The sequence below is a fragment of the Dechloromonas sp. ARDL1 genome, from assembly GCF_051122455.1.
In the GTDB taxonomy this organism is placed as follows: domain Bacteria; phylum Pseudomonadota; class Gammaproteobacteria; order Burkholderiales; family Rhodocyclaceae; genus Azonexus.
Map to the genome: position 1 here is coordinate 2,786,244 of NZ_CP168939.1, position 20,124 is coordinate 2,806,367.

14 protein-coding genes are annotated in these 20,124 nt (G+C 62.5%); 9 read left to right on the forward strand and 5 right to left on the reverse strand.

The window, feature by feature from the left end; genetic code table 11:
• Positions 1–133: 133 nt before the first annotated feature.
• The gene (locus AB6Q56_RS13735; protein WP_434513684.1) at positions 134–457 is read right to left on the reverse strand and encodes a hypothetical protein; all 324 of its coding nucleotides are present in this window, start codon (positions 455–457) and stop codon (positions 134–136) included.
• An 81-nt stretch (positions 458–538) separates the two neighbouring features.
• Positions 539–1,255, reverse strand: coding sequence for a helix-turn-helix transcriptional regulator (locus AB6Q56_RS13740; RefSeq protein WP_434513685.1), 717 nt, complete (start codon positions 1,253–1,255; stop codon positions 539–541).
• Between the two features lie 549 nt (positions 1,256–1,804).
• On the opposite strand from AB6Q56_RS13740, the gene AB6Q56_RS13745 reads away from it, so the two are divergent.
• Positions 1,805–2,593 (forward strand): enoyl-CoA hydratase, encoded by a 789-nt coding sequence (locus tag AB6Q56_RS13745; RefSeq protein ID WP_434513686.1) that lies wholly within the window; start codon positions 1,805–1,807, stop codon positions 2,591–2,593.
• Positions 2,594–2,649: 56 nt separating this feature from the next.
• Here the strand turns inward: AB6Q56_RS13745 and AB6Q56_RS13750 are convergent, their stop codons facing one another.
• Both AB6Q56_RS13750 and AB6Q56_RS13755 read right to left on the reverse strand, forming a co-directional pair.
• Positions 2,650–3,513, reverse strand: a complete 864-nt coding sequence (locus AB6Q56_RS13750; protein WP_434513687.1) for a THxN family PEP-CTERM protein — start codon at positions 3,511–3,513, stop codon at positions 2,650–2,652.
• A 193-nt stretch (positions 3,514–3,706) separates the two neighbouring features.
• Positions 3,707–4,393, reverse strand: a complete 687-nt coding sequence (locus AB6Q56_RS13755; RefSeq protein ID WP_434513688.1) for a 2-phosphosulfolactate phosphatase — start codon at positions 4,391–4,393, stop codon at positions 3,707–3,709.
• A 361-nt stretch (positions 4,394–4,754) separates the two neighbouring features.
• On the opposite strand from AB6Q56_RS13755, the gene AB6Q56_RS13760 reads away from it, so the two are divergent.
• From AB6Q56_RS13760 to cynS, 4 genes are all read left to right on the forward strand, one after another.
• Positions 4,755–8,156 (forward strand): hybrid sensor histidine kinase/response regulator, encoded by a 3,402-nt coding sequence (locus AB6Q56_RS13760; RefSeq protein ID WP_434513689.1) that lies wholly within the window; start codon positions 4,755–4,757, stop codon positions 8,154–8,156.
• Positions 8,143–9,081, forward strand: coding sequence for a response regulator (locus AB6Q56_RS13765; RefSeq protein ID WP_434513690.1), 939 nt, complete (start codon positions 8,143–8,145; stop codon positions 9,079–9,081). The genes AB6Q56_RS13760 and AB6Q56_RS13765 overlap by 14 nt, the downstream gene beginning before the upstream one ends.
• Before the next feature lie 174 nt (positions 9,082–9,255).
• Complete coding sequence (urtA, locus tag AB6Q56_RS13770) at positions 9,256–10,518, forward strand: urea ABC transporter substrate-binding protein (protein WP_434513691.1); 1,263 nt, start codon at positions 9,256–9,258, stop codon at positions 10,516–10,518.
• A gap of 64 nt (positions 10,519–10,582) precedes the next feature.
• Positions 10,583–11,026, forward strand: a complete 444-nt coding sequence (gene cynS, locus AB6Q56_RS13775) for a cyanase (RefSeq protein ID WP_434513692.1) — start codon at positions 10,583–10,585, stop codon at positions 11,024–11,026.
• Between the two features lie 116 nt (positions 11,027–11,142).
• On the opposite strand, the gene AB6Q56_RS13780 is transcribed toward cynS, so the two are convergent.
• Positions 11,143–13,125 carry a sigma-54-dependent Fis family transcriptional regulator gene (locus tag AB6Q56_RS13780; protein WP_434513693.1) on the reverse strand — a complete coding sequence of 661 codons (1,983 nt, stop codon included), beginning with the start codon at positions 13,123–13,125 and terminating at the stop codon, positions 11,143–11,145.
• Between the two features lie 358 nt (positions 13,126–13,483).
• On the opposite strand from AB6Q56_RS13780, the gene AB6Q56_RS13785 reads away from it, so the two are divergent.
• The 4 genes from AB6Q56_RS13785 to AB6Q56_RS13800 all read left to right on the forward strand — a co-directional run bounded on the left by AB6Q56_RS13785 (position 13,484) and on the right by AB6Q56_RS13800 (position 19,948).
• Complete coding sequence (locus tag AB6Q56_RS13785) at positions 13,484–15,628, forward strand: hydantoinase/oxoprolinase family protein (RefSeq protein WP_434513694.1); 2,145 nt, start codon at positions 13,484–13,486, stop codon at positions 15,626–15,628.
• An 11-nt stretch (positions 15,629–15,639) separates the two neighbouring features.
• Positions 15,640–17,961, forward strand: coding sequence for a hydantoinase B/oxoprolinase family protein (locus AB6Q56_RS13790; protein ID WP_434513695.1), 2,322 nt, complete (start codon positions 15,640–15,642; stop codon positions 17,959–17,961).
• 22 nt (positions 17,962–17,983) lie between these two features.
• The gene (locus AB6Q56_RS13795) at positions 17,984–18,490 is read left to right on the forward strand and encodes an acetone carboxylase subunit gamma (RefSeq protein ID WP_434513696.1); all 507 of its coding nucleotides are present in this window, start codon (positions 17,984–17,986) and stop codon (positions 18,488–18,490) included.
• 72 nt (positions 18,491–18,562) lie between these two features.
• A complete protein-coding gene (locus tag AB6Q56_RS13800; RefSeq protein WP_434513697.1) occupies positions 18,563–19,948 on the forward strand; it encodes a 3-oxoacid CoA-transferase in 1,386 nt (461 codons plus the stop codon).
• Positions 19,949–20,124: the final 176 nt, after the last annotated feature.

The window sequence follows — 20,124 nt, forward strand, 5'->3', positions numbered from 1 at the left end:
TCGCGATTTAGATGCCGAAGAGCGTTGACCGCAACAAGGAGTCCATGCTTTTCCGATCAAACCCAGCGCGTGAGTAGAGCCCGACTCCGCGGACTGGGCATATCACGCTTAATATCAGCCCGCAGTCGACAAATTACTGGCCGAAGGGTCCGACTCTCAACGGCTCTCCCTTTTTGGCACAAGACGGCGGATTGGTCATGCCAAAGCTCAGTGCGTTGCCGCCGTTTATCACACAATTAAATACTTTTTTGTCGTTGGCCCGCAATTCGACATAAGTATTGGTGCCCTCGGTCCGCCGACTGACGATGGTCAAGGCATCCGGCGCATAGCCAAGCGTGCCGCCGGTTTGCGATTTGATTTTTTCATCGCTCAGGGTATTCGTCTTTTCGGCGATGTTGGCGCAGGCACCAGCCATCAGGATTAGCGCGATCACTGCCAGCTTTTGGAAATGGACCATGTCATTGTTCCTAAAAAGGGAAGAGGGCCCATTATTGGTAAGAATGGCTTGTAACCGCCAGCTGTCAGCGTTGACAGGTATTCAAAACGGCAGCGGGTTGATGAATCCGTACAGGATGGCCTTGGCCACAGCGTGCTGGCGTGTGACGACAGACAATTTTTTCGCGGCGTTGTTGAAGTGAAAATTGACCGTACGCTCCGACATGTTGAGCAATTGCCCGATTTCCCACGAAGTTTTGCCATCGGCCGCCCAGCGCAGGCACTCGGTTTCGCGCCGAGTGAGTTGCTGGGTAAGCTGTTGCTCCTCCCGGCAACCGCTAACGCGTAGAATGGCTTCGTGCAGATGGGCGGCCAGCAATTGGACGTAAGGACTCAACTGACGGGTTGCGGCACGCGCTTCGGCATCGTCGATGCCGGTCGCAAAACTAAGTATGCCAAGACTGCCCCGCGGACTATGAACGGGCATGCTGATACCGGTTTTCATACCGAACTCGCGGGCTTCGTCCATCACTCTGCCGGCCGGTTTCGCCGGCGAGTCCGGCAGATCATGCCAGAGCACCGGAACGACGTGCCTGCTGCAATGACGGATAACAGGATCGAGCCCCGCATAATCATTTTGCCAGTAGTGGGAGAGCCAGGCATCCGGATAACCCTTGAGCAGAACGACGCGCGATTCGGTGAACTGCCGTGGAACCCTCAACGCATAAATGAAATATTCAAACCCCATTTTCGTTCCCAGCAGGCGACAGAACGCGCCAATTTCATCAAGATTGGCCGCCGCCGACATTTCAAGGAACAAGCTATGGTAGTGCTCTGGAGGCATGTATCGAATCGGTAGTGGGTGTCGCGGGAGGCAACAGCGAACTGAACGCCGATAGCATAGCAGCGGTTCAGCACAGAAAATCGTTCGCTGCCACGAAGGCTATCTGTGAATATCCCTCGACAACCTTCGGGTATGGCTTGCATGCGAGAACCAGGCCGAGGCCGATCAAGAGAAGCAGAGCATCCGCCGTCGGCGATGAGAGCAGCATGGACTCGATCCCTGGTCTTATACACCAACCGCGCCGACGGCCTTACCACCTTGCCCCGAAGGAAGCTACGGATATCGGAGTATAGAGCGCATCATCCCACCCCACGCCAGGACGATACGTGCCCAGCATATCGTCAGGCAGCGTGGTGTCTCGTCACACCTTTCCTGATCTGCTCATACATCTGCCCACCTTCGTCGTTATACCCACATTGAAACTTTCAAACGCCAACCCACCCCATCCAGACGATACCGTCCATCCTCACGGAATAAGGTTCTGCTAGATTAGCGTTTTACAATACGACAAACAGGAGACGCACCATGAACGAAAGCGACACTCTCATCCTGCGCAACGACCGCACCGACGGCCTGACCACGCTGACCCTCAACCGTCCCAACGCCTTCAACTCGCTATCCAAGGACTTACTCAGCGCGCTGCAGGCCGAACTCGATGCCATCGCCGCCAGCGAATCGGTGCGCGTCGTAGTCATCGCCGGCGCCGGCAAGGCTTTCTGCTCAGGCCACGACCTGAAGGAAATGCGTGCCAATCACAGCAAGGAATACATGCAGGCGCTATTCCGCCAATGCGGCGAGCTGATGCTCAGCATCACCCGCATGCCGCAGCCGGTGATTGCCCGTGTCCATGGCATCGCCACCGCCGCAGGCTGCCAGTTAGTCTCCATGTGCGACCTGGCGGTCGCCGCCGATGTCGCCAAATTCGCGGTGTCCGGCATCAATGTCGGCCTGTTCTGTTCCACGCCAGCCGTTGGCCTGGCCCGCAACCTCGGACGCAAGGCCGCTTTGGAAATGCTACTGACCGGTGATTTCATCGATGCCATGGAGGCGAAAAGCAGGGGCCTTGTTAACCGTGTCGTGCCGGCCGATGCCCTGGATGCCGAAATCGAGCGCCTGGCGGGCAGCATCCTGGCCAAGAGCGCCGTTGCCATCCGCACCGGGAAAGGCATGTTCTACAAGCAGCTGGAGATGGGACTGCGCGAGGCCTATGACTACGCTGCAGAAGTAATGGCGTGCAACATGATGAGCGAGGACGCAGGCGAAGGCATCGACGCCTTCATGCAAAAGCGCAAACCGGAATACAAGGGCCGTTAACGGACAAAGCGGGGAGCCGAGCGATCAGCCCCCCGCCTGACAAACCAAACCCCGAATTACACTCCGAACGACCAGCGACGACGGAATGCGCCAAGGCCCAGCAGGCCGAGGCCCATCAATGCAAGACTACCCGGCTCCGGCACAACATACGGCGTGTCGGTGATCTGCAGCGAAACCTGGAATGAATTCCTCTGCTGCTCAATCGTCGTGAACCCGATGCATCCACGATGCGCCGTGTCGTTGAAGACCGCATCGCACGCCGAATTGCTCAGGACGCCCAGACCGGCGATATGCAGGATGGCGTTGTAGTCCTCGCCATCGTACCAGAAGGTCTGATTCAGAGAATTATCGGCAGGATTGAAGCCGGCCCCCGCAACGTTGATGACGAAAATATCGTTGCAGTTACCACCACTCCCTCCGGCCTCGCAAGTCCCGTCATTGTCGGTCTCCAGGAAATTGATGGAGAACAGCAAGGCAGCAGGCGTCATGAACGAGCCGGAAACCGGGGCAGTGCTTCTCAGCGAAATCACGTCCATTAAAGTTGCCGAGCGCAGACTGGGGGCAAAGATGGGGTTGTTCTGATGGATCAGTTGGACGGTATTGACCGCCGGGTCATTCGTCACCAGCGAACCGGTGAATTTGCCGTTGGTCGCTGCGCCAACCCCCAGGGAGGATTGCCCAAAACCGGTTGAAACGCCCCAACTGAGTAGTGAAGGGGCGTTCAACAGCGCATTCGTGTTGGAGCCCGTGACCCCCCCGTTTGCACCTCCGCCATTACCCTGATAGGCGGTAAAGCCGCTGTTCACCTCGAAGTCCCAGTTTGTAACCGGAACGGCGGCGGCATGACCGGATACGGCAAGAGCGATCGTTCCAAGCAGCGCACTAAAAGTTTGACTGGCAAAAGTGGTGTTCGAGTTCATGTTTGTCTCCAAAGAACGGGGAAGCACCCAATCATCAGCATAACGCATGCCCACAACAGCAACCATATGATTACAATGAGTTTTTCCAACCACGAAAAGTTCGAACCCCCTTGGATGTAATGTTTTCCGACACCCGCGGAAAAATCACGTTTCAAACCCGAGCAAGGTGCCCCAACCGAGAAACGAATCGTCGTTAGCGGATGATCAATCGGCCAGCCTCGCATCCGACCGGCATGGCAAAATCGAACAGATCGGCGTGCGCGGCCAGTTCAAGGTCGCCACACGGCAAATGGGGCCAGGCCCCGCTCGAAAAGCGACGCCCGAAATCGGAGTTTCGCACCCGCAGGGCAAAGGATTCGGGATCGGGGCGCTCGCCGCGCAACAGGGCCTCGATATAGTCCGCGCAGGCGATATCCTCATCACCGTCGCGATCGACCCACTCCCCGGTAATCACAAAACACACCTCTTCGGCACCCGAGGCCAGGATGGCTGCCGCGGTCGCCCGGGCACACACCAAGCTGGCCGCATACAGCCGATGAGCCCGGCCAAAACGCTGGAGACCGCGCACACCCGCCGCCGTGGTCATCACCACGTTTTTCCCTGCGAGATCAGTCTGCATCAGTTGCCAGGGCGAATTGCCGAAATCGAAGCCGGGAACCGGGTCGCCGCCGCCAACAGCGCCGACCAAGACCGCATCGGAAATCGCTGCCGCCAGGTTTGCCGCCGCCGATACGCCCTCGGCGGGGTAGACACCCGCCGCCCCATTGGCGAGCGCCACGGCCGCAGTCGTAAACGATCGCAACACGTCGATCACGACAACCGTGTCGCCACGACTCGCCTGGCTGTGCAATCGGTTCAGGAAAACGCGGGAAATATTCATAGCATTCCGGCAACACAAGCGCGAACCCGCTCAGAATAACGGCTTGCCATCCCCCTGCCAAATCTGTTCGACACCTATTTCGATTGCAAAATGTACGCAAACTGGAACGCGATGGAATTTCCAAGGGCACTTGATCATTTCGCGGCGACAAGGGGAACAGGCCGCCAGACCACTCTCGGCCGGATCAATCTATGTGCCAATGATAGGAAACGAGGGCCAAGGCACACATTGCGGTGATCCGCGCAGGGAGACCACCAATACGCCAGCCGTTTCCCCTACCCCATTCAAAATATTCAACAATGGGGCTGACAAACAAAGTAAAGCTGCATTTACCCACCGCGCGCCGTGATTTAATTTCGGGATGGAACGGAATTCACCCATCCCTCAGCGTGTCATCAAGCTCAGGCGCGACTACAACACGTGGGTCGCCAACGAAACGCTCGAAGATTACGCGCTGCGCTTCACGCCGCGCAGCTTTCGCAAATGGTCGGAGATGCGCGTCGCCAATACGGCCTTCGGCGCAGCCTCTTTCCTGGTGCTGGAAGCGGTTGGCGCGACCATGCTCATACAGGCCGGCTTCCTCAGTGCCTTCTGGGCCATCCTCGCCACCGGGCTGATCATTTTCCTGCTCGGCCTGCCGGTCAGCATCGCCGCCGCCCGGCACGGGCTGGACATGGACCTGCTGACGCGCGGCGCTGGGTTCGGCTACATCGGATCGACGATCACCTCGCTGATCTACGCCAGTTTCACCTTCATCTTCTTCGCGCTCGAAGCGGCGATCATGGCCTACGCGCTCGAGCTCGCCTTCAAGATACCGCCAGCCTGGGGCTACCTGATCTGCGCACTGGTCGTCATTCCGCTGGTCGCTCACGGCGTCACGGCAATCAGCCGGCTGCAGGCGTGGACGCAACCACTGTGGATCTTCCTGCTGGTACTCCCCTACGCCTTTCTCTTTCTCGAAGAACCTCAGGCACTGGCTGGGCTCTGGCAGTATGGCGGCACACAGGGCGGCGGCAACGATTTCAACCCGCATCTGTTCGGCGCCGCGCTGACCGTGGGCATCGCGCTGGTCACGCAGATGGCCGAACAGGCAGACTACCTACGCTTCATGCCGGAAAAGACGCCGGCCCACACCCGCCGCTGGTGGCTGGCGGTCATCGTCGGCGGCCCCGGCTGGGTCTTGCCCGGCGTGCTCAAGATGCTAGGCGGCGCGCTACTCGCCTGGCTGGTGCTGCGCAATGGCATCCCGGCCGACAAGGCCGTCGATCCGAACCAGATGTACCTGATCGGCTTCTCGCACGTCTTCGACAACACGACGTTGGCCGTGGCAGCCACCGCTATCTTCGTCATCGTCTCGCAACTCAAGATCAATGTCACCAACGCCTACGCCGGCTCGCTGGCCTGGTCCAACTTCTTCGCCCGGTTGACGCACAGCCACCCCGGGCGCGTCGTCTGGGTCGTCTTCAACACCCTGATCGCGCTGCTGCTGATGGAACTCGATGTCTTCCAGGCGCTCGGCCAGGTGCTCGGGCTCTATTCCAACATCGCCATTTCGTGGATGGCGGCGGTCGTTGCCGACCTTGTCATCAACAAGCCCCTTGGCCTGTCGCCCAAGGGGCTGGAGTTCAAGCGCAGCCACCTTTACGACATCAATCCGGTCGGCGTTGGCGCCATGGCCATCGCTTCGCTGCTGTCGATCTGCTGCTTCGTCGGGCTGTTCGGCGCCGCCCTGCAGCCTTATGCCTCCTTTGTCGCGCTCGGCGTTGCTTTCGTCGCCTCGCCGCTGATCGCCCGACTGACCAGCGGGCGCTATTACCTCGCCCGCCCAGCCAGCCCGACTGTCGACCGGAAAAAAACGCAAAAATGCACGGTCTGCGAACGCGACTACGAAGGCGAGGACATGGCTCACTGCCCGGCCTACGAGGCACCGATCTGTTCGCTGTGCTGTTCGCTCGACGCCCGCTGCCACGATCTGTGCAAGCCGCAGGCGCACCTCACGGCGCAGTGGAACGCGGTGCTGCGCCGCCTGCTGCCCAAGGCCGTGCAGCCCTACCTCGACACCGGGCTGGGCCACTACCTGCTGCTGATGGCCGGCATCGTGCCGGTGCTGGCGCTGATCCTCGGCGTGCTCTACACGCACGAGCTGCTGGCGCTGAGCAGCGCCGAACCGGCCGTCGTCGCCCGCCTGCAGGACAGTTTCATCAAGACCTTCGCGGCGCTGCTGATGCTGTCCGGCGTGATCGCCTGGTGGATGGTGCTGACGCAGGAAAGCCGGCGCGTCGCGCAGGAGGAGTCGAACCGTCAGACGCAATTGCTGATGCAGGAAATCGAGTCGCACCAGCGCACCGATGCGGCGCTTCAGCAGGCCAAGGCCGTCGCCGAACAAGCCAACCAGGCCAAGAGCCGCTACATCACCGCGATCAGCCACGAGCTGCGCACGCCGCTGAACAGCATCCTCGGCTATGCCCAGATTCTCGCCGCCGACGAGGAAATCCCCCCCAACCGCCGGCAGGCCGTTGGCGTCATCCGCAAGTCCGGCGACCACCTGCTGTCGGTCATCGAAGGCACACTGGACATCGCCCGTATCGAGAGCGGCAAGCTGACCTTGAACGTCAAGGCCATGGATTTCCCCGAACTGATGCAGCAGATTGTCGGCATGTTCGAACTGCAGGCGCGCAACAAGGGGCTGTCCTTCGACTACCAACCGGCCGGCGAGATTCCCGCCGTCGTGCGCGCCGACGAAAAGCGGCTGCGCCAGATCCTGATCAACGTCATCGGTAACGCCGTCAAATTCACCGTGCGCGGCGGCGTCAGCTTCAAGGTCGAGTGCCGGCGCGACATGGCCATTTTCGAAATCCGCGACACCGGCCCGGGCATTCCGCCCGAGGACATGGAGCGCATCTTCGAGCCCTTCGGCCGCGGCAGCACGGTGCAGGCCGGCGGCAGCGGCGTCGGCCTGACCATCGCCCGCATGCTCACCGACCTGATGGGCGGCGAGATGCAGGTGTCCAGCACGCCGGGCGAAGGCACGCTGTTCCGCATCCGCCTTTTCCTGCCGCAGGTGCATTCGGCCCAGGCGGCGAAGGAATTGCCCAAGCTCAACCGCATCGGCTACGTCGGCCCGCGCCGGCGCATCCTGGTGGTCGATAACGAAAAGGACGACCGCGATCTCCTGCAGAACGTGCTTGAACCGCTCGGCTTCATCGTCGAGCAGGCGGCCAGCGGCTACGAATGCCTGGCTGCCGTGCCGCGCTTCCTGCCGCACCTCATTTTCATGGACCTTGGCATGCCCGGCATCGACGGCTGGGAAACCATCCGCCGGCTGCGCCAGCAGGGGCTGGGTGGGCGCACGATCAAGACGCACATCGCCGTGCTCTCGGCCAACGCCTTCGACAAGAACCTCGACAACGATGTCGGCATCACGCCCGACAACTTCATCGTCAAACCTTTCCAACTGGCCGAACTGCTCGACTGGCTGGGGCGTGTGCTTGAACTCGAGTGGCTGACCGCCGATCGCCCGCCGAGTGCGCCGCCGCCCGCCGAACCGCCGCCGTTGGTGCCACCGGCCGTAACCGAACTGGCGGCGCTCGACGAACTGATCGAGCTTGGCTATCCGCGCGGCATTCTGGACCGACTTGCCGACATCGAACGGCAGAATCCCGCACACGCCGAATTCGTCCGCGTACTGCGCGATCTTGCACGACAATTCCAGTTCGACGCCATGAAGGAAATCATTCGAAAGACGCGCGATGCCCAACGCTGAACGCCCCGCCGACCGTCGGCTCTCCGACATCGTCCTGATCGTTGACGACGTCCCGGAAAACCTCGCCCTGCTGCACGACGCACTCGACGAGGCCGGCTACACCGTGCTCGTCGCCACCCACGGCGAAGCCGCGCTGCAACGCGCCCGCCAGAGCCTGCCCGACGTCATCCTGCTCGATGCCGTAATGCCGGGCATGGATGGCTTCGAGGTGGCGCGTCGGCTAAAGACCGACTTTGCCACCCAGCAGATTCCCATCGTCTTCATGACCGGCCTGACCGAGACTGAACACGTCATTGCCGCCTTTGCCGCCGGCGGGGCCGACTACGTCACCAAGCCGATCCGTCCGGCCGAGGTCATCGCCCGCATCGCCACGCACATGGCCAATGCCCGACAGATGCGCCAGGCGCGCAGCGCGCTCGATGCCTTCGGCCAGGCCACCGTCGCCGTGCGTGCCGCCGACAGCCGCATCGTGTGGCAGACACCACTCGCCCGCAACCTGCTCAACGCCTACTTCGCCAACCCAGAAACCGTCGCACCTGACGAACTGCTGGCCTGGATCGCCGCCGCCCACCACGCCCGTACCGAGCGCCGCGAACCGGCGCAACTACTCATCGCCGAGGGCAACAAGCGCCTGCTCGCTTCTTTTCACGACCAAACCGGCGACGACGAATGGCTGGTCGTGCTGCGCGAGGAGAATGACGCCTCCGCCGTCGAATCGCTGATCGCCGCCTTCCGTCTTACCCAGCGCGAGGCCGAGGTTTTGTATTGGGTCGTCCAGGGCAAGACCAGCAAGGATATCGGCGACATCCTCGGCAGCAGCCCACGCACCGTGAACAAGCACCTCGAGCATGTCTTCGAGAAACTCGGTGTGGAAACGCGTACGGCAGCGGCCAATCTGGCGATTGGCAAAATGCGCGGCGGCTAGAGAATCCGATTGGGGGCATTTTTTCCGCTTGACTGTGGACCCGCAAGCCGGCAAATGCACCCTGCGCATGCCTACGCAATCTAACGTATTTCGCGCGTAAAACCCCGGCCGTAATCTGGTTGCACTGCAGCAAACACGCTACCTACCCGATTACCCAACGTCCGAGGAGCTTCCATGAGCAACCGCCGCAATTTCATCAAGGCCACCGTCCTGGCCGCCGCCCTGTCTTCAATCGGCATGTCCGCCCATGCCGCCGAAACCATCAAGGTCGGCATCCTGCACTCGCTGTCCGGCACCATGGCGATTTCCGAAACCGCGCTCAAGGAAACGGCGCTGATGGCCATCGAGGAAATCAACAAAGCCGGTGGCGTGATGGGCAAGAAGCTCGAGCCGGTCGTCGTCGATCCGGCCTCCAACTGGCCGCTGTTCGCCGAAAAGGCCCGCCAGCTGCTGACCAAGGACAAGGTTGCCGTCACCTTCGGCTGCTGGACCTCGGTCTCGCGCAAGTCCGTGCTGCCGGTTTACAAGGAACTGAACGGCCTGCTCTTCTACCCGGTCCAGTATGAAGGTGAAGAACTCGAAAAGAACGTTTTCTACACCGGTGCAGCCCCCAACCAGCAAGCCATCCCGGCCGTCGAATACCTGATGTCCAAGGACGGCGGTGAAGCCAAGCGCTTCGTCCTGCTCGGCACCGACTACGTCTATCCGCGCACGACCAACAAGATCCTGCGCGCCTTCCTGAAGTCCAAGGGCGTCGCCGAAGCCGACATCATGGAAGAGTACACCCCGTTCGGTCATAGCGATTACCAGACCATCATCGCCAAGATCAAGAAATTCGCGTCCGAAGGCAAGAAGACCGCCGTCGTCTCCACCATCAACGGCGACTCCAACGTGCCGTTCTACAAGGAACTGGGCAACGCCGGCCTGAAGGCCACTGATGTGCCGGTCGTCGCCTTCTCCGTGGGCGAAGAAGAACTGCGCGGCGTCGACACCAAGCCGCTGGTCGGCCACCTGGCTGCCTGGAACTACTTCCAGTCGCTGAAGAACGCCGAGAACACCAAGTTCATCAAGATGTACAAGGACTGGGCCGTCAAGCAGAAGCTGCCGAACGCCAAGACCGTTGTCACCAACGACCCGATGGAAGCCACCTACATCGGCATCCACATGTGGAAGCAGGCGGTCGAGAAGGCCAAGAGCACCGACGTGGATAAGGTCATCGCCGCCATGGCCGGCCAGACCTTCAAGGCCCCGTCCGGCTTCGAAGTGAAGATGGACGAAAAGAACCACCACCTGCACAAGCCGGTATTCATCGGCGAAGTGAAGGCCGACGGCCAGTTCAACGTCGTCTGGAAGACGCCGGGCCCGGTCAAGGCCGCGCCGTGGAGCCCGTACATCCCGGGCAACGACAAGAAGAAAGACGAGCCGGAAGGCAAGTAAGCCTGCCCGACAGTGTCGCAACGGGGGCTCAGGCCCCCGTTTTTACGTCAAACAAGGAACTGCCATGAACCGCGAAGAAGTCACCGACCTGATCGTCACCCGGAAAGTGAAGAAGAAACTGACTTGGGCCAAACTGGCCGAACTGGTCGGCCACAGCAAGGAATGGAGCACCGCCGCCCTGCTCGGCCAGATGACGCTGAGCGAAGCGCAGGCCAAGGCCATTGGCGCCGCGCTCGACCTGCCGGAAGAAGCCGTCGCGCAGTTGCAGGTCGTGCCCTACAAGGGCTCGCTGCCGACCTCGGTGCCGACCGACCCGTTGATCTACCGCTTCTACGAACTGGTCAATGTGTACGGCACCACCTTCAAGGCGCTGATCCACGAAGAATTCGGCGATGGCATCATGAGCGCCATCGACTTCAACATGGATTTGACACGTGAGCCCGACCCGAAGGGCGACCGCGTCAGGATCGTCATGAGCGGCAAATTTCTGCCGTACAAGACCTATTGAGCACTACGACTGATCAGCCGGTTGGGAAATAACGCCAATCGATCGGCAAATCAGCGGATGCCCGTCTGGATTCGCTGCCGCCACCCCAAGCCGAGAAACCCCGTTGCCCCGCCCCCTTAGCGGCTAGGAGTCGCCGCAGCCGGTTCCACGATTTTCATCGATGCCAGTTTGACGTACAAGGTGCTGCGGGCGATGCCCAAGGTGCGAGCCGCCCGGGAAAGGTTGCCGTTGGCGTCTTCGACGGCGGCACGCACGGCTTCGCGTTCCATTTCATCCAGGCGGCCAGCCGTTGCAGCTGGTGCAAACACGGGGATCGCACCGGCGACAATGTGGGCTGGTAATAGGGTCGGGTCAATCGCGTCGCCGTCGCTGAGCGCGAACATGGCTTCGAAGACATTCTGCAGTTCGCGGATATTGCCCGGCCAGTGATAGCACAACAAGGGCTGCAGCACTTCGGCAGCGACCGTCTTGGGCGGGCAGCCGTATTTGCGGGCCAGTCGTTCGTTGAGGTGGGCAATGACCGCCTCGATGTCGCCGGGCCGTTCGCGCAGGGCGGGTAGTTTGAGGCAGACCACGCACAGGCGATGGAAAAGATCCTCCCGGAAGCGGCCAGCGGCCACATCGGCCAGCAAGTCCCGGTTGGTGGCAGCGATAAGGCGTACCGCCACCTTACGCTGGCGAGTGTCGCCCAAGCGCACGACGATTCCATCCTGAAGGACGCGCAGCAGGTGAGGCTGCATATCGAGGGGCATTTCGCCGATCTCATCGAGGAACAGAGTGCCGCCGTCCGCCTGCTCGAACTTGCCAGGCAGGCCGCCGCGACGGGCTCCGGTGAAAGCTCCCTCGGCGTAGCCGAAGAGTTCGCTGGCCAGCAGCTCGCGCGTCAGGGCACCGCAATTGACCGCCACGAAAGGCCCGTCAGGGCTGGTGCCGGCCTGGTGCACGGCGCGGGCGAAGAGTTCCTTGCCAGCCCCCGTCTCGCCCAGGAGCAGCACCGGCAGGTCGAGGGGGGCGATACGCCGGGCACGGGCCTTGGCCGACTCCAGACTCTCGCTGCTACCGATGATATCGGCGAAAGGGTCGCTTTCCGCCGGAGGCGCCTTGGGCAGGGTGGGCATGGTCGCTGCCTGGCGGGCGCCGAGGGGAATCACCAACAGGGTACCCAGTTCGCCTTCGACATCCTTTACCGGGTGGAGCCATTCCGGGCGCAACCAGTCGGGGCGCTGGTGGCGGCGGTCGATCTCCGGCCGCGCCAGGTTAAGGCCCGGCACATGGCCGCCTACCTCGAAGGGCAGGCGCACGCCGTACTGCTCGCGGGCGGCCTGCACGCTACCGGCGGTACGCACGATACGGCCACGGTGGTCGAAAAGCACCAGGCAGTCGCTGCCGTAGCGCCGGAAGTCGTCCATGGCCCGGGCCAGCAGGCGACTGTGCAGGACACCGTCGCGCCGCGCCAGCTCGCCCTGGATCTGCTTGGCAGCGGCCATCACCAGGCCCAGGGTGTGGCCGTGGAAGGTCTCCTTGACGCCGGAAACATCCACCACGCCGAGCAGCGTGCGACCGAGAGGATCGAGGATGGGGGCGGCAGCGCAGGTCCAGCGCTTGACGTCCATGCAGAAGTGCTCGCTGGCGTAAATCTGCACCGGGGCGCTGGTGGCGATGGCAGTACCGATGGCGTTGGTGCCGATGACCTCCTCGTTCCAGCAACCGCCGGTGGCCAGGTTGATGGCCTCGCCGGCACTGCGCGCCCGAGTCTCGCCGTTGAGCTGGAGGATGGTACCGCTATGGTCGCTGAGCATGATCAGCGTACCGCATTCCCGCAGGATGTCGCACAGGCCTTCCAGCACCGGCCGTGCGGCATCGCAGAGGTCGCGGTTCTGCCCCTGCAGCTGGCGGACCCGCTCGTCTGCGGCACCTGGAGCGCAGCGGCTAGCCGGGTCGACAGATTCGGAACGGCAGCGCTGCCAGGAATCGAGGACGACGGGGCGCACTCCCGTACCGGGTAGCGGCCTGTCTTGCAGGAAGCGCTCCCAAGCGGAGGCCACGACCTGCTCGTCGCCGACCCTGGGAATCAGGGAACCGCACTGGGAAAAAGGCATGGGGACCGCCGGGGAATCATCTTTAGTTGTCTTTAGTAAAACTACTGCACCAGTCCGTAACCGTATTCCCATATCGGCCCAAAGTCAATAAATTCCCTTATGTATCAATGGGTTGTGCACTGCAATAAGGAGCGCGGAAAGTGTCCGATTTCAGGACACCCCCGGCATCGCGTCGCTTTTCCGGACAATTTCCCACGGTCTCGGGCAGGCTATCCGGCAATCAGAAACCAGCACACAAGCCGCTGATTAACAAACAATTTCCGAAGCCCGCCTCCACCCGCAACGGCCCTGGCCCACCCCTTGCCATGAAGTAAGCGTGGGAAATCCCACCATGAACACACCAAGGACAGGAGGCAACATGCAACAGCAATCCACCGTACAGGTGATGGGAATCGATGCCGGCGGCACGATGACCGATACCTTTTTCGTGCGCGACGACGGCCGCTTCGTGGTCGGCAAGGCACAGAGCAACCCGGGGGACGAATCCCTGGCCATCTACAACTCCTCCGTGGACGCCCTCGCCCACTGGGAGCGGACTGTGGACGACGTCTATCCGGAACTGGCGACCTGCGTCTATTCCGGTACCGCCATGCTCAACCGCATCCTCATGCGCAAAGGCCTCAACGTCGGCCTCATCTGCAACAAGGGCTTCGAACAGATCCACTCCATGGGCCGCGCCCTGCAGAGCTACCTGGGCTACGCCCTGGAAGACCGCATCCACCTCAACACCCACCGCTACGACGAGCCCCTGGTGCCCGTCTCCCGCACCCGGGGCGTCACCGAGCGCACCGACGTGCAGGGCAAGGTCGTCATCCCCCTGCGCGAAGACGAAGTCCGCCAGGCCACACGCGAGCTGGTGGCTGCCGGCTCCCAGGCCATCGTGATCTGCCTGTTGCAGTCCCACAAGAACGAAGTCAGCGAACAGCGCGCCCGCGACCTCGTCAAGGCCGAGCTGAAAAAGTTGCAGGTGGACATCCCAGTCTTCGCCTCCGTCGACTACTACCCGTCGCGCAAGGAAAGCCACCGCATGAACACCACCATCCTGGAAGCCTACGGTGCCGAACCTTCGCGCCAGACGCTGAAGAAGGTGAGTGATCGCTTCAAGAAGCACGGTGCCAAGTTCGACCTGCGCGTCATGGCCACCCACGGCGGCACCATCAGCTGGAAGGCCAAGGAACTGGCCCGTACCATCGTCTCCGGCCCCATCGGCGGCGTCATCGGCTCCAAGCTGCTGGGCGAGGCCCTGGGCGACGAGAACATCGCCTGCTCCGACATCGGGGGCACCAGCTTCGACGTGGCGCTGATCACCAAGGGCAACTTCGCCATCAAGTCCGACCCGGACATGGCCCGCCTGGTCCTGTCGCTGCCGCTGGTCGCGATGGATTCCGTCGGCGCTGGCGCCGGCAGCTTCGTGCGACTCGACCCCTACAGCAAGGCCATCAAGCTCGGCCCCGACTCCGCCGGTTACCGGGTCGGCACCTGCTGGCCGGAAAGCGGGCTGGATACGGTGTCGGTTTCCGACTGCCACGTCGTCCTCGGCTACCTGAACCCGGACAATTTCCTGGGCGGCGCCATCAAGCTCGATGTGCAGCGCGCCCGCGAGCACATCAAGGCCCAGATCGCCGATCCCCTCGGCTTGTCGGTGGAGGATGCCGCCGCCGGCGTCATCGAACTGCTCGACCTCACGCTATCCGAGTACCTGCGCGCCAACATCAGCGCCAAGGGCTACAACCCCGCAGACTTCACCTGCTTCTCCTACGGCGGCGCCGGCCCGGTGCATACCTACGGCTACACCGAGGGCGTCGGCTTCAAGGATGTGGTGGTGCCCGCCTGGGCTGCCGGCTTCTCCGCCTTCGGCTGCGCCTGCGCCGACTTCGAGTACCGCTACGACAAGTCGGTGGACCTCGGCGTCGCCCAGTACGCCCCCGATGCCGCCAAGGCAGCTGCCTGCCGGAGCCTGCAGGAAGCCTGGTCGGAACTGGCGGTCAAGGTCATCGACGAATTCGTCCTCAACGGCTACAAGGCCGAGGACGTGCTGCTGATCCCCGGCTACAAGATGCAGTACATGGGCCAGCTGAACGATCTTGAGATCGTATCGCCGATCACCAGCGCCGACAGCGCAGCCGACTGGGACCAGATCGTCGACGCCTTCGAAACCACCTACGGCCGTGTCTATGCGAACTCCGCCCGCTCGCCGGAACTGGGTTTCTCCATCACCGGCGCCATCCTGCGCGGCATGGTGGTGACCCAGAAGCCGGTGCTGCCGGAAGACCCGGACGCCGGCCCGACACCGCCGAAGAATGCCTACCTCGGCACACGCCCCTTCTACCGCCACAAGAAGTGGGTCGATGCCGCGCTATGGAAGATGGAGAGCCTGAAGGCCGGCAACCACATCGTCGGCCCCGCCATCATCGAGTCCGACGCCACCACCTTCGTCGTGCCCGACGGCTTCGCGACCACGGTCGACAAGCACCGCCTGTTCCATCTCAAGGAAGTGAAATAAGGAGACCTGCCATGAACATGATAAGCAAGAACCAAGTCGGCTTTGCCGACCTGCTGAAGAACGGCCAGACCCTGAAGCAATTCCGCGACGGCATCATCGAGCGCACGAAGACCAGCGGCCACTACAACGGCCTGGAAAACCTGGAATTTCGCGACTCCGACCCCATCGGCTACGAGAAACTGTTCTCCAAGCTGCGCGGCGGCCTGGTGCACGCCCGCGAAACCGCCAAGAAGATCGCCGCCAGCCCCATCGTCGAGCAGGAAGGCGAACTTTGCTTCACCCTCTACAACGCCGTCGGTGACTGCGTCCTCACCTCCACCGGCATCATCATCCACGTCGGCACCATGGGGGCTGCCATCAAGTACATGATCGAAAACAACTGGGAAGCCAACCCCGGCATCAATCCCGGCGACATGTTCACCAATAACGACTGCTCAATCGGCAACGTCCACCCCTGCGACATCGCCACGATCGTGCCGATCTTCTGGGACGGCAAGCTGATCGGCTGGGTAGGCGGCGTCACGCACGTCATCGACACCGGCTCGGTGACCCCGGGCTCCATGTCCACCGGCCAAACCCAGCGCTTTGGCGACGGCTACATGATCACCTGCCGCAAGACCGGCGTGAACGACGAGCCGCTGCGCGACTGGCTGCATGAAAGCCAGCGTTCGGTGCGCACGCCGAAATACTGGATTCTCGACGAGAAAACCCGCATCGCCGGCTGCCACATGATCCGCGACCTGGTGGAGGACGTCATCCGCGCCGACGGCCTGGAAGCCTACGAGAAGTTCGCCCACGAGGTAATCGAGGAAGGCCGCCGCGGCCTCATGAGCCGCATCAAGGCCATGACCCTGCCCGGCAAGTACCGCAAGGTCTCCTTCGTCGACGTGCCCTACAAGCACGAGGATGTGCAAGTCTCCAACGCCTTCGCCAAGCTCGATTCCATCATGCACTCACCGTGCGAGATGACCATCAAGCCGGACGGCAAGTGGCGCCTCGACTTCGAAGGGGCGAGCCGCTGGGGCTGGCACACCTTCAACGCCCACCAGGTAGCCTTCACCTCCGGTATCTGGGTCATGATGTGCCAGACCCTGGTGCCGACCCAGCGCATCAACGATGGCGCCTACTTCGCCACCGAGTTCCGCTTGCCCAAAGGCACCTGGTGCAACCCGGACGATCGCCGCACCGGCCACGCCTACGCCTGGCACTTCCTCGTCTCCGGCTGGGCGGCGCTGTGGCGCGGCCTCGGCCAGTCCTACTTCAGCCGCGGCTACCTGGAGGAGGTCAACGCCGGCAATGCCAACACCTCCAACTGGCTGCAAGGGGGGGGCATCAACCAGGACGGCGAGATCCACGCGGTCAACAGCTTCGAAGCCTCGTCCTGCGGTACCGGCGCCTGTGCCGTCAAAGACGGCCTCAACCACGCTGCCGCCATCTGGAACCCGGAAGGCGACATGGGCGACATCGAGATCTGGGAAATGGCCGAGCCGCTCCTCTACCTCGGGCGCAACGTCAAGGCCAACTCCGGTGGCTACGGCAAGTATCGCGGCGGCTGCGGCTTCGAGACCCTGCGCATGGTGTGGAACGCCCAGGACTGGACCATGTTCTTCATGGGTAACGGCTTCATGAACAGCGACTGGGGGATGATGGGTGGCTACCCATCGGCTACCGGCTACCGCTTCGAGGCCCACAATACCGGCCTGGAAAACCGTATCGCGATCGGTGATTCGCTGCCCCTTGGCGCCGACCTCGACCCCTCCGATCCGGACTATGAGCGCCATCTTGACGCTACCGCCACGGTCAAGCGCGACAAGCAGTGCATCACCACGGAGGACTGCTACGCCAACCACGATCTCTACCTCAACTACCTGCGTGGCGGCCCCGGCTTTGGCGACCCCATCGACCGCGAGCCCAAGGCGATCGAGGACGACCTCAACCAGAAGTTCCTGCTCCCGGAATACGCCCAGAAAGTCTATGGCGCGGTGTTCACCGAAGATAACGGCGTGTTCGTCGTCGATGCCGCCAAGACCGCCGAGCGCCGCGCCGAGATCCGCAAGGAACGCCTGGCCCGCGCCCTGCCGACCCGCGAATGGATGAAGGCGGAACGCGAACGCATCCTCAACAAGCACGCCTCAACCCAGGTCAAGCACATGTTCGCCACCAGCTTCGCCCTGTCCGAGAAGTTCACCCAGGAGTTCAAGGACTTCTGGAATCTGCCGGCCGACTGGCAACTGCTCGAGGAAGAACTGGACGTGCCGACCTACGGCTCCAAGCACCGCATGGACCTGTCGCTGCTGCCGGACGTCACCACCGTCATCCAGGTCGAAGAGTAATCACCGAATCAAGGAGTCAGAAATGTCTAAATACACCAACGAGCAGGTCGCCCACCTTGTCGAGGGGACACTGGACTGGGAAACCACCTTCCGCATGCTGTCCATGCCCAAGGACCACAGCCGTTTCGAGCAATACCTGGCGGCCCTGCAGCGCAAGGTCAACTTTCCCGACCGCATCGTCCTGCCGCTCGGACCGCACCTCTACATCGTGCAGCAGGTCAAGACAAAAAAGTGGGTAACCCTGTGCGACTGCGGCCATGTCTTCGGCGACTACCGCGAAAACTGGAAGCTCAACGCCTCGGTTTACGTGCGGCGCACCGAAGAGGCAATGACCGAGATCTATCCCAAGCTGATGGCCCCCGATACCGAATGGCAGGTGTACCGCGAGTACTACTGCCCGCAATGCGGCGCCATGCACGACGTCGAGGCGCCGACCCCGTGGTACCCGGTGATCCATGACTTCGAGCCCGATATCGAAGCCTTCTACAAGGAGTGGGTAAACCTGCCGGTGCCGGAACGCGCCGATTAAGCGGCCCTGCCCCGGGCGGCGGGTCATGGCCGCCCCCCGGGGCTTTTTCGATGATTTCGGAGCAGCAAGGTAATGAGCAAAGTCTATGAAAATCCCGCCGCCGCCCTCGATGGTGTGCTGTTTGACGGCATGACCCTGGCCGCTGGCGGTTTCGGCTTGTGCGGCATCCCGGAAAACCTGATTGGCGCCCTACGCGAATCGGGCACCCGCAACCTGACCATCATCGGCAACAATGCCGGCGTCGACGATTTCGGCATGGGGCCGCTGCTCAAGACACGGCAAGTGAAAAAGGTGATCGCCTCGTATGTGGGCGAAAACAAGGAATTCGAGCGCCAGGTCCTGGCCGGCGAGCTGGACCTGGAACTGGTGCCCCAGGGCACCCTGGCCGAGCGCCTGCGGGCCGGCGGCGCCGGCATCCCCGGCTTCTACACCCGCACAGCCGCCGGCACCCTGCTGGCCGACGGCAAGGAGACGCGCCGGTTCGACGGCCGCGACTACGTGCTGGAGCCAGCCATCCGCGCCGACGTGGCCATCGTCAAGGCATGGAAGGGCGACCGCGACGGCAACCTGGTCTTCCGCAAAACGGCGCGCAACTTCAATCCCATGATCGCCACCTGCGGCCGCGTCACCGTCGCCGAGGTGGAGGAACTGGTGGAACCGGGGCAGCTGGACCCTGATCACATCCACACCCCGGGCATCTACGTCGACCGTATCCTGCAAGGCGGGCGCTATGAAAAACGGATCGAGTTCCGCACCGTCGCCGGCACCTCTGCCGCCGCCAAACACGACCCGCTGCGCGACAGCCTCGCCCGCCGGGCGGCCCGGGAACTACGGGACGGCTACTACGTCAATCTCGGTATCGGCATCCCCACCCTGGTGGCCAACCACATCCCGCCGGGCATCCGTGTCACCCTCCAGTCGGAGAACGGGCTGCTGGGCCTCGGCCCCTTCCCTGCCGCCGAGGCGGTAGACGCCGACCTCATCAACGCCGGCAAGCAGACCATCACCAGCCTCCCGGGCAGCAGCTTCTTCTCCAGCGCCGACTCCTTCGCCATGATCCGCGGCGGCCACGTGGACCTTTCCATCCTCGGCGGCCTGGAGGTGTCCGAGGGCGGCGACCTTGCCAACTGGATGGTGCCGGGAAAGATGGTCAAGGGTCCCGGAGGCGCCATGGACCTCGTGGCTGGCGTCGGCCGCGTCATCGTCCTCATGGAGCACTGCGCCAAGGACGGTTCGCCCAAAATCCTGCCCCGCTGCAACCTGCCCCTCACCGGCCGCGGCGTGGTAAACCTGATCATCACCGAATTGGCCGTCTTCGAGGTGGGCCCGCATGGCCTCACGCTGATCGAACTGCAGCCAGGCGCCACGGTGGACATGGTGCGGGCGAAGACCGGCTGCGACTTCGCCCTCGGCCCCGGCCCCGCGACCGCCCGCGCACCGGATCTGGCGACGGACTGACCGGGAAGCCCCATGCACCACAATCTCGCCCATATGCCGATCCATGCGGCCCGCGCCTATCAGTCGCGCACGCCCGTATCCGCAGGCAGCCACAAAAAGCAGAACGAGCCGGAAGGCAAGTGATCCGGATCGTGCGCCGCAAGCAAACGGGGGCCTCGGCCCCCGTTTTCATTTCA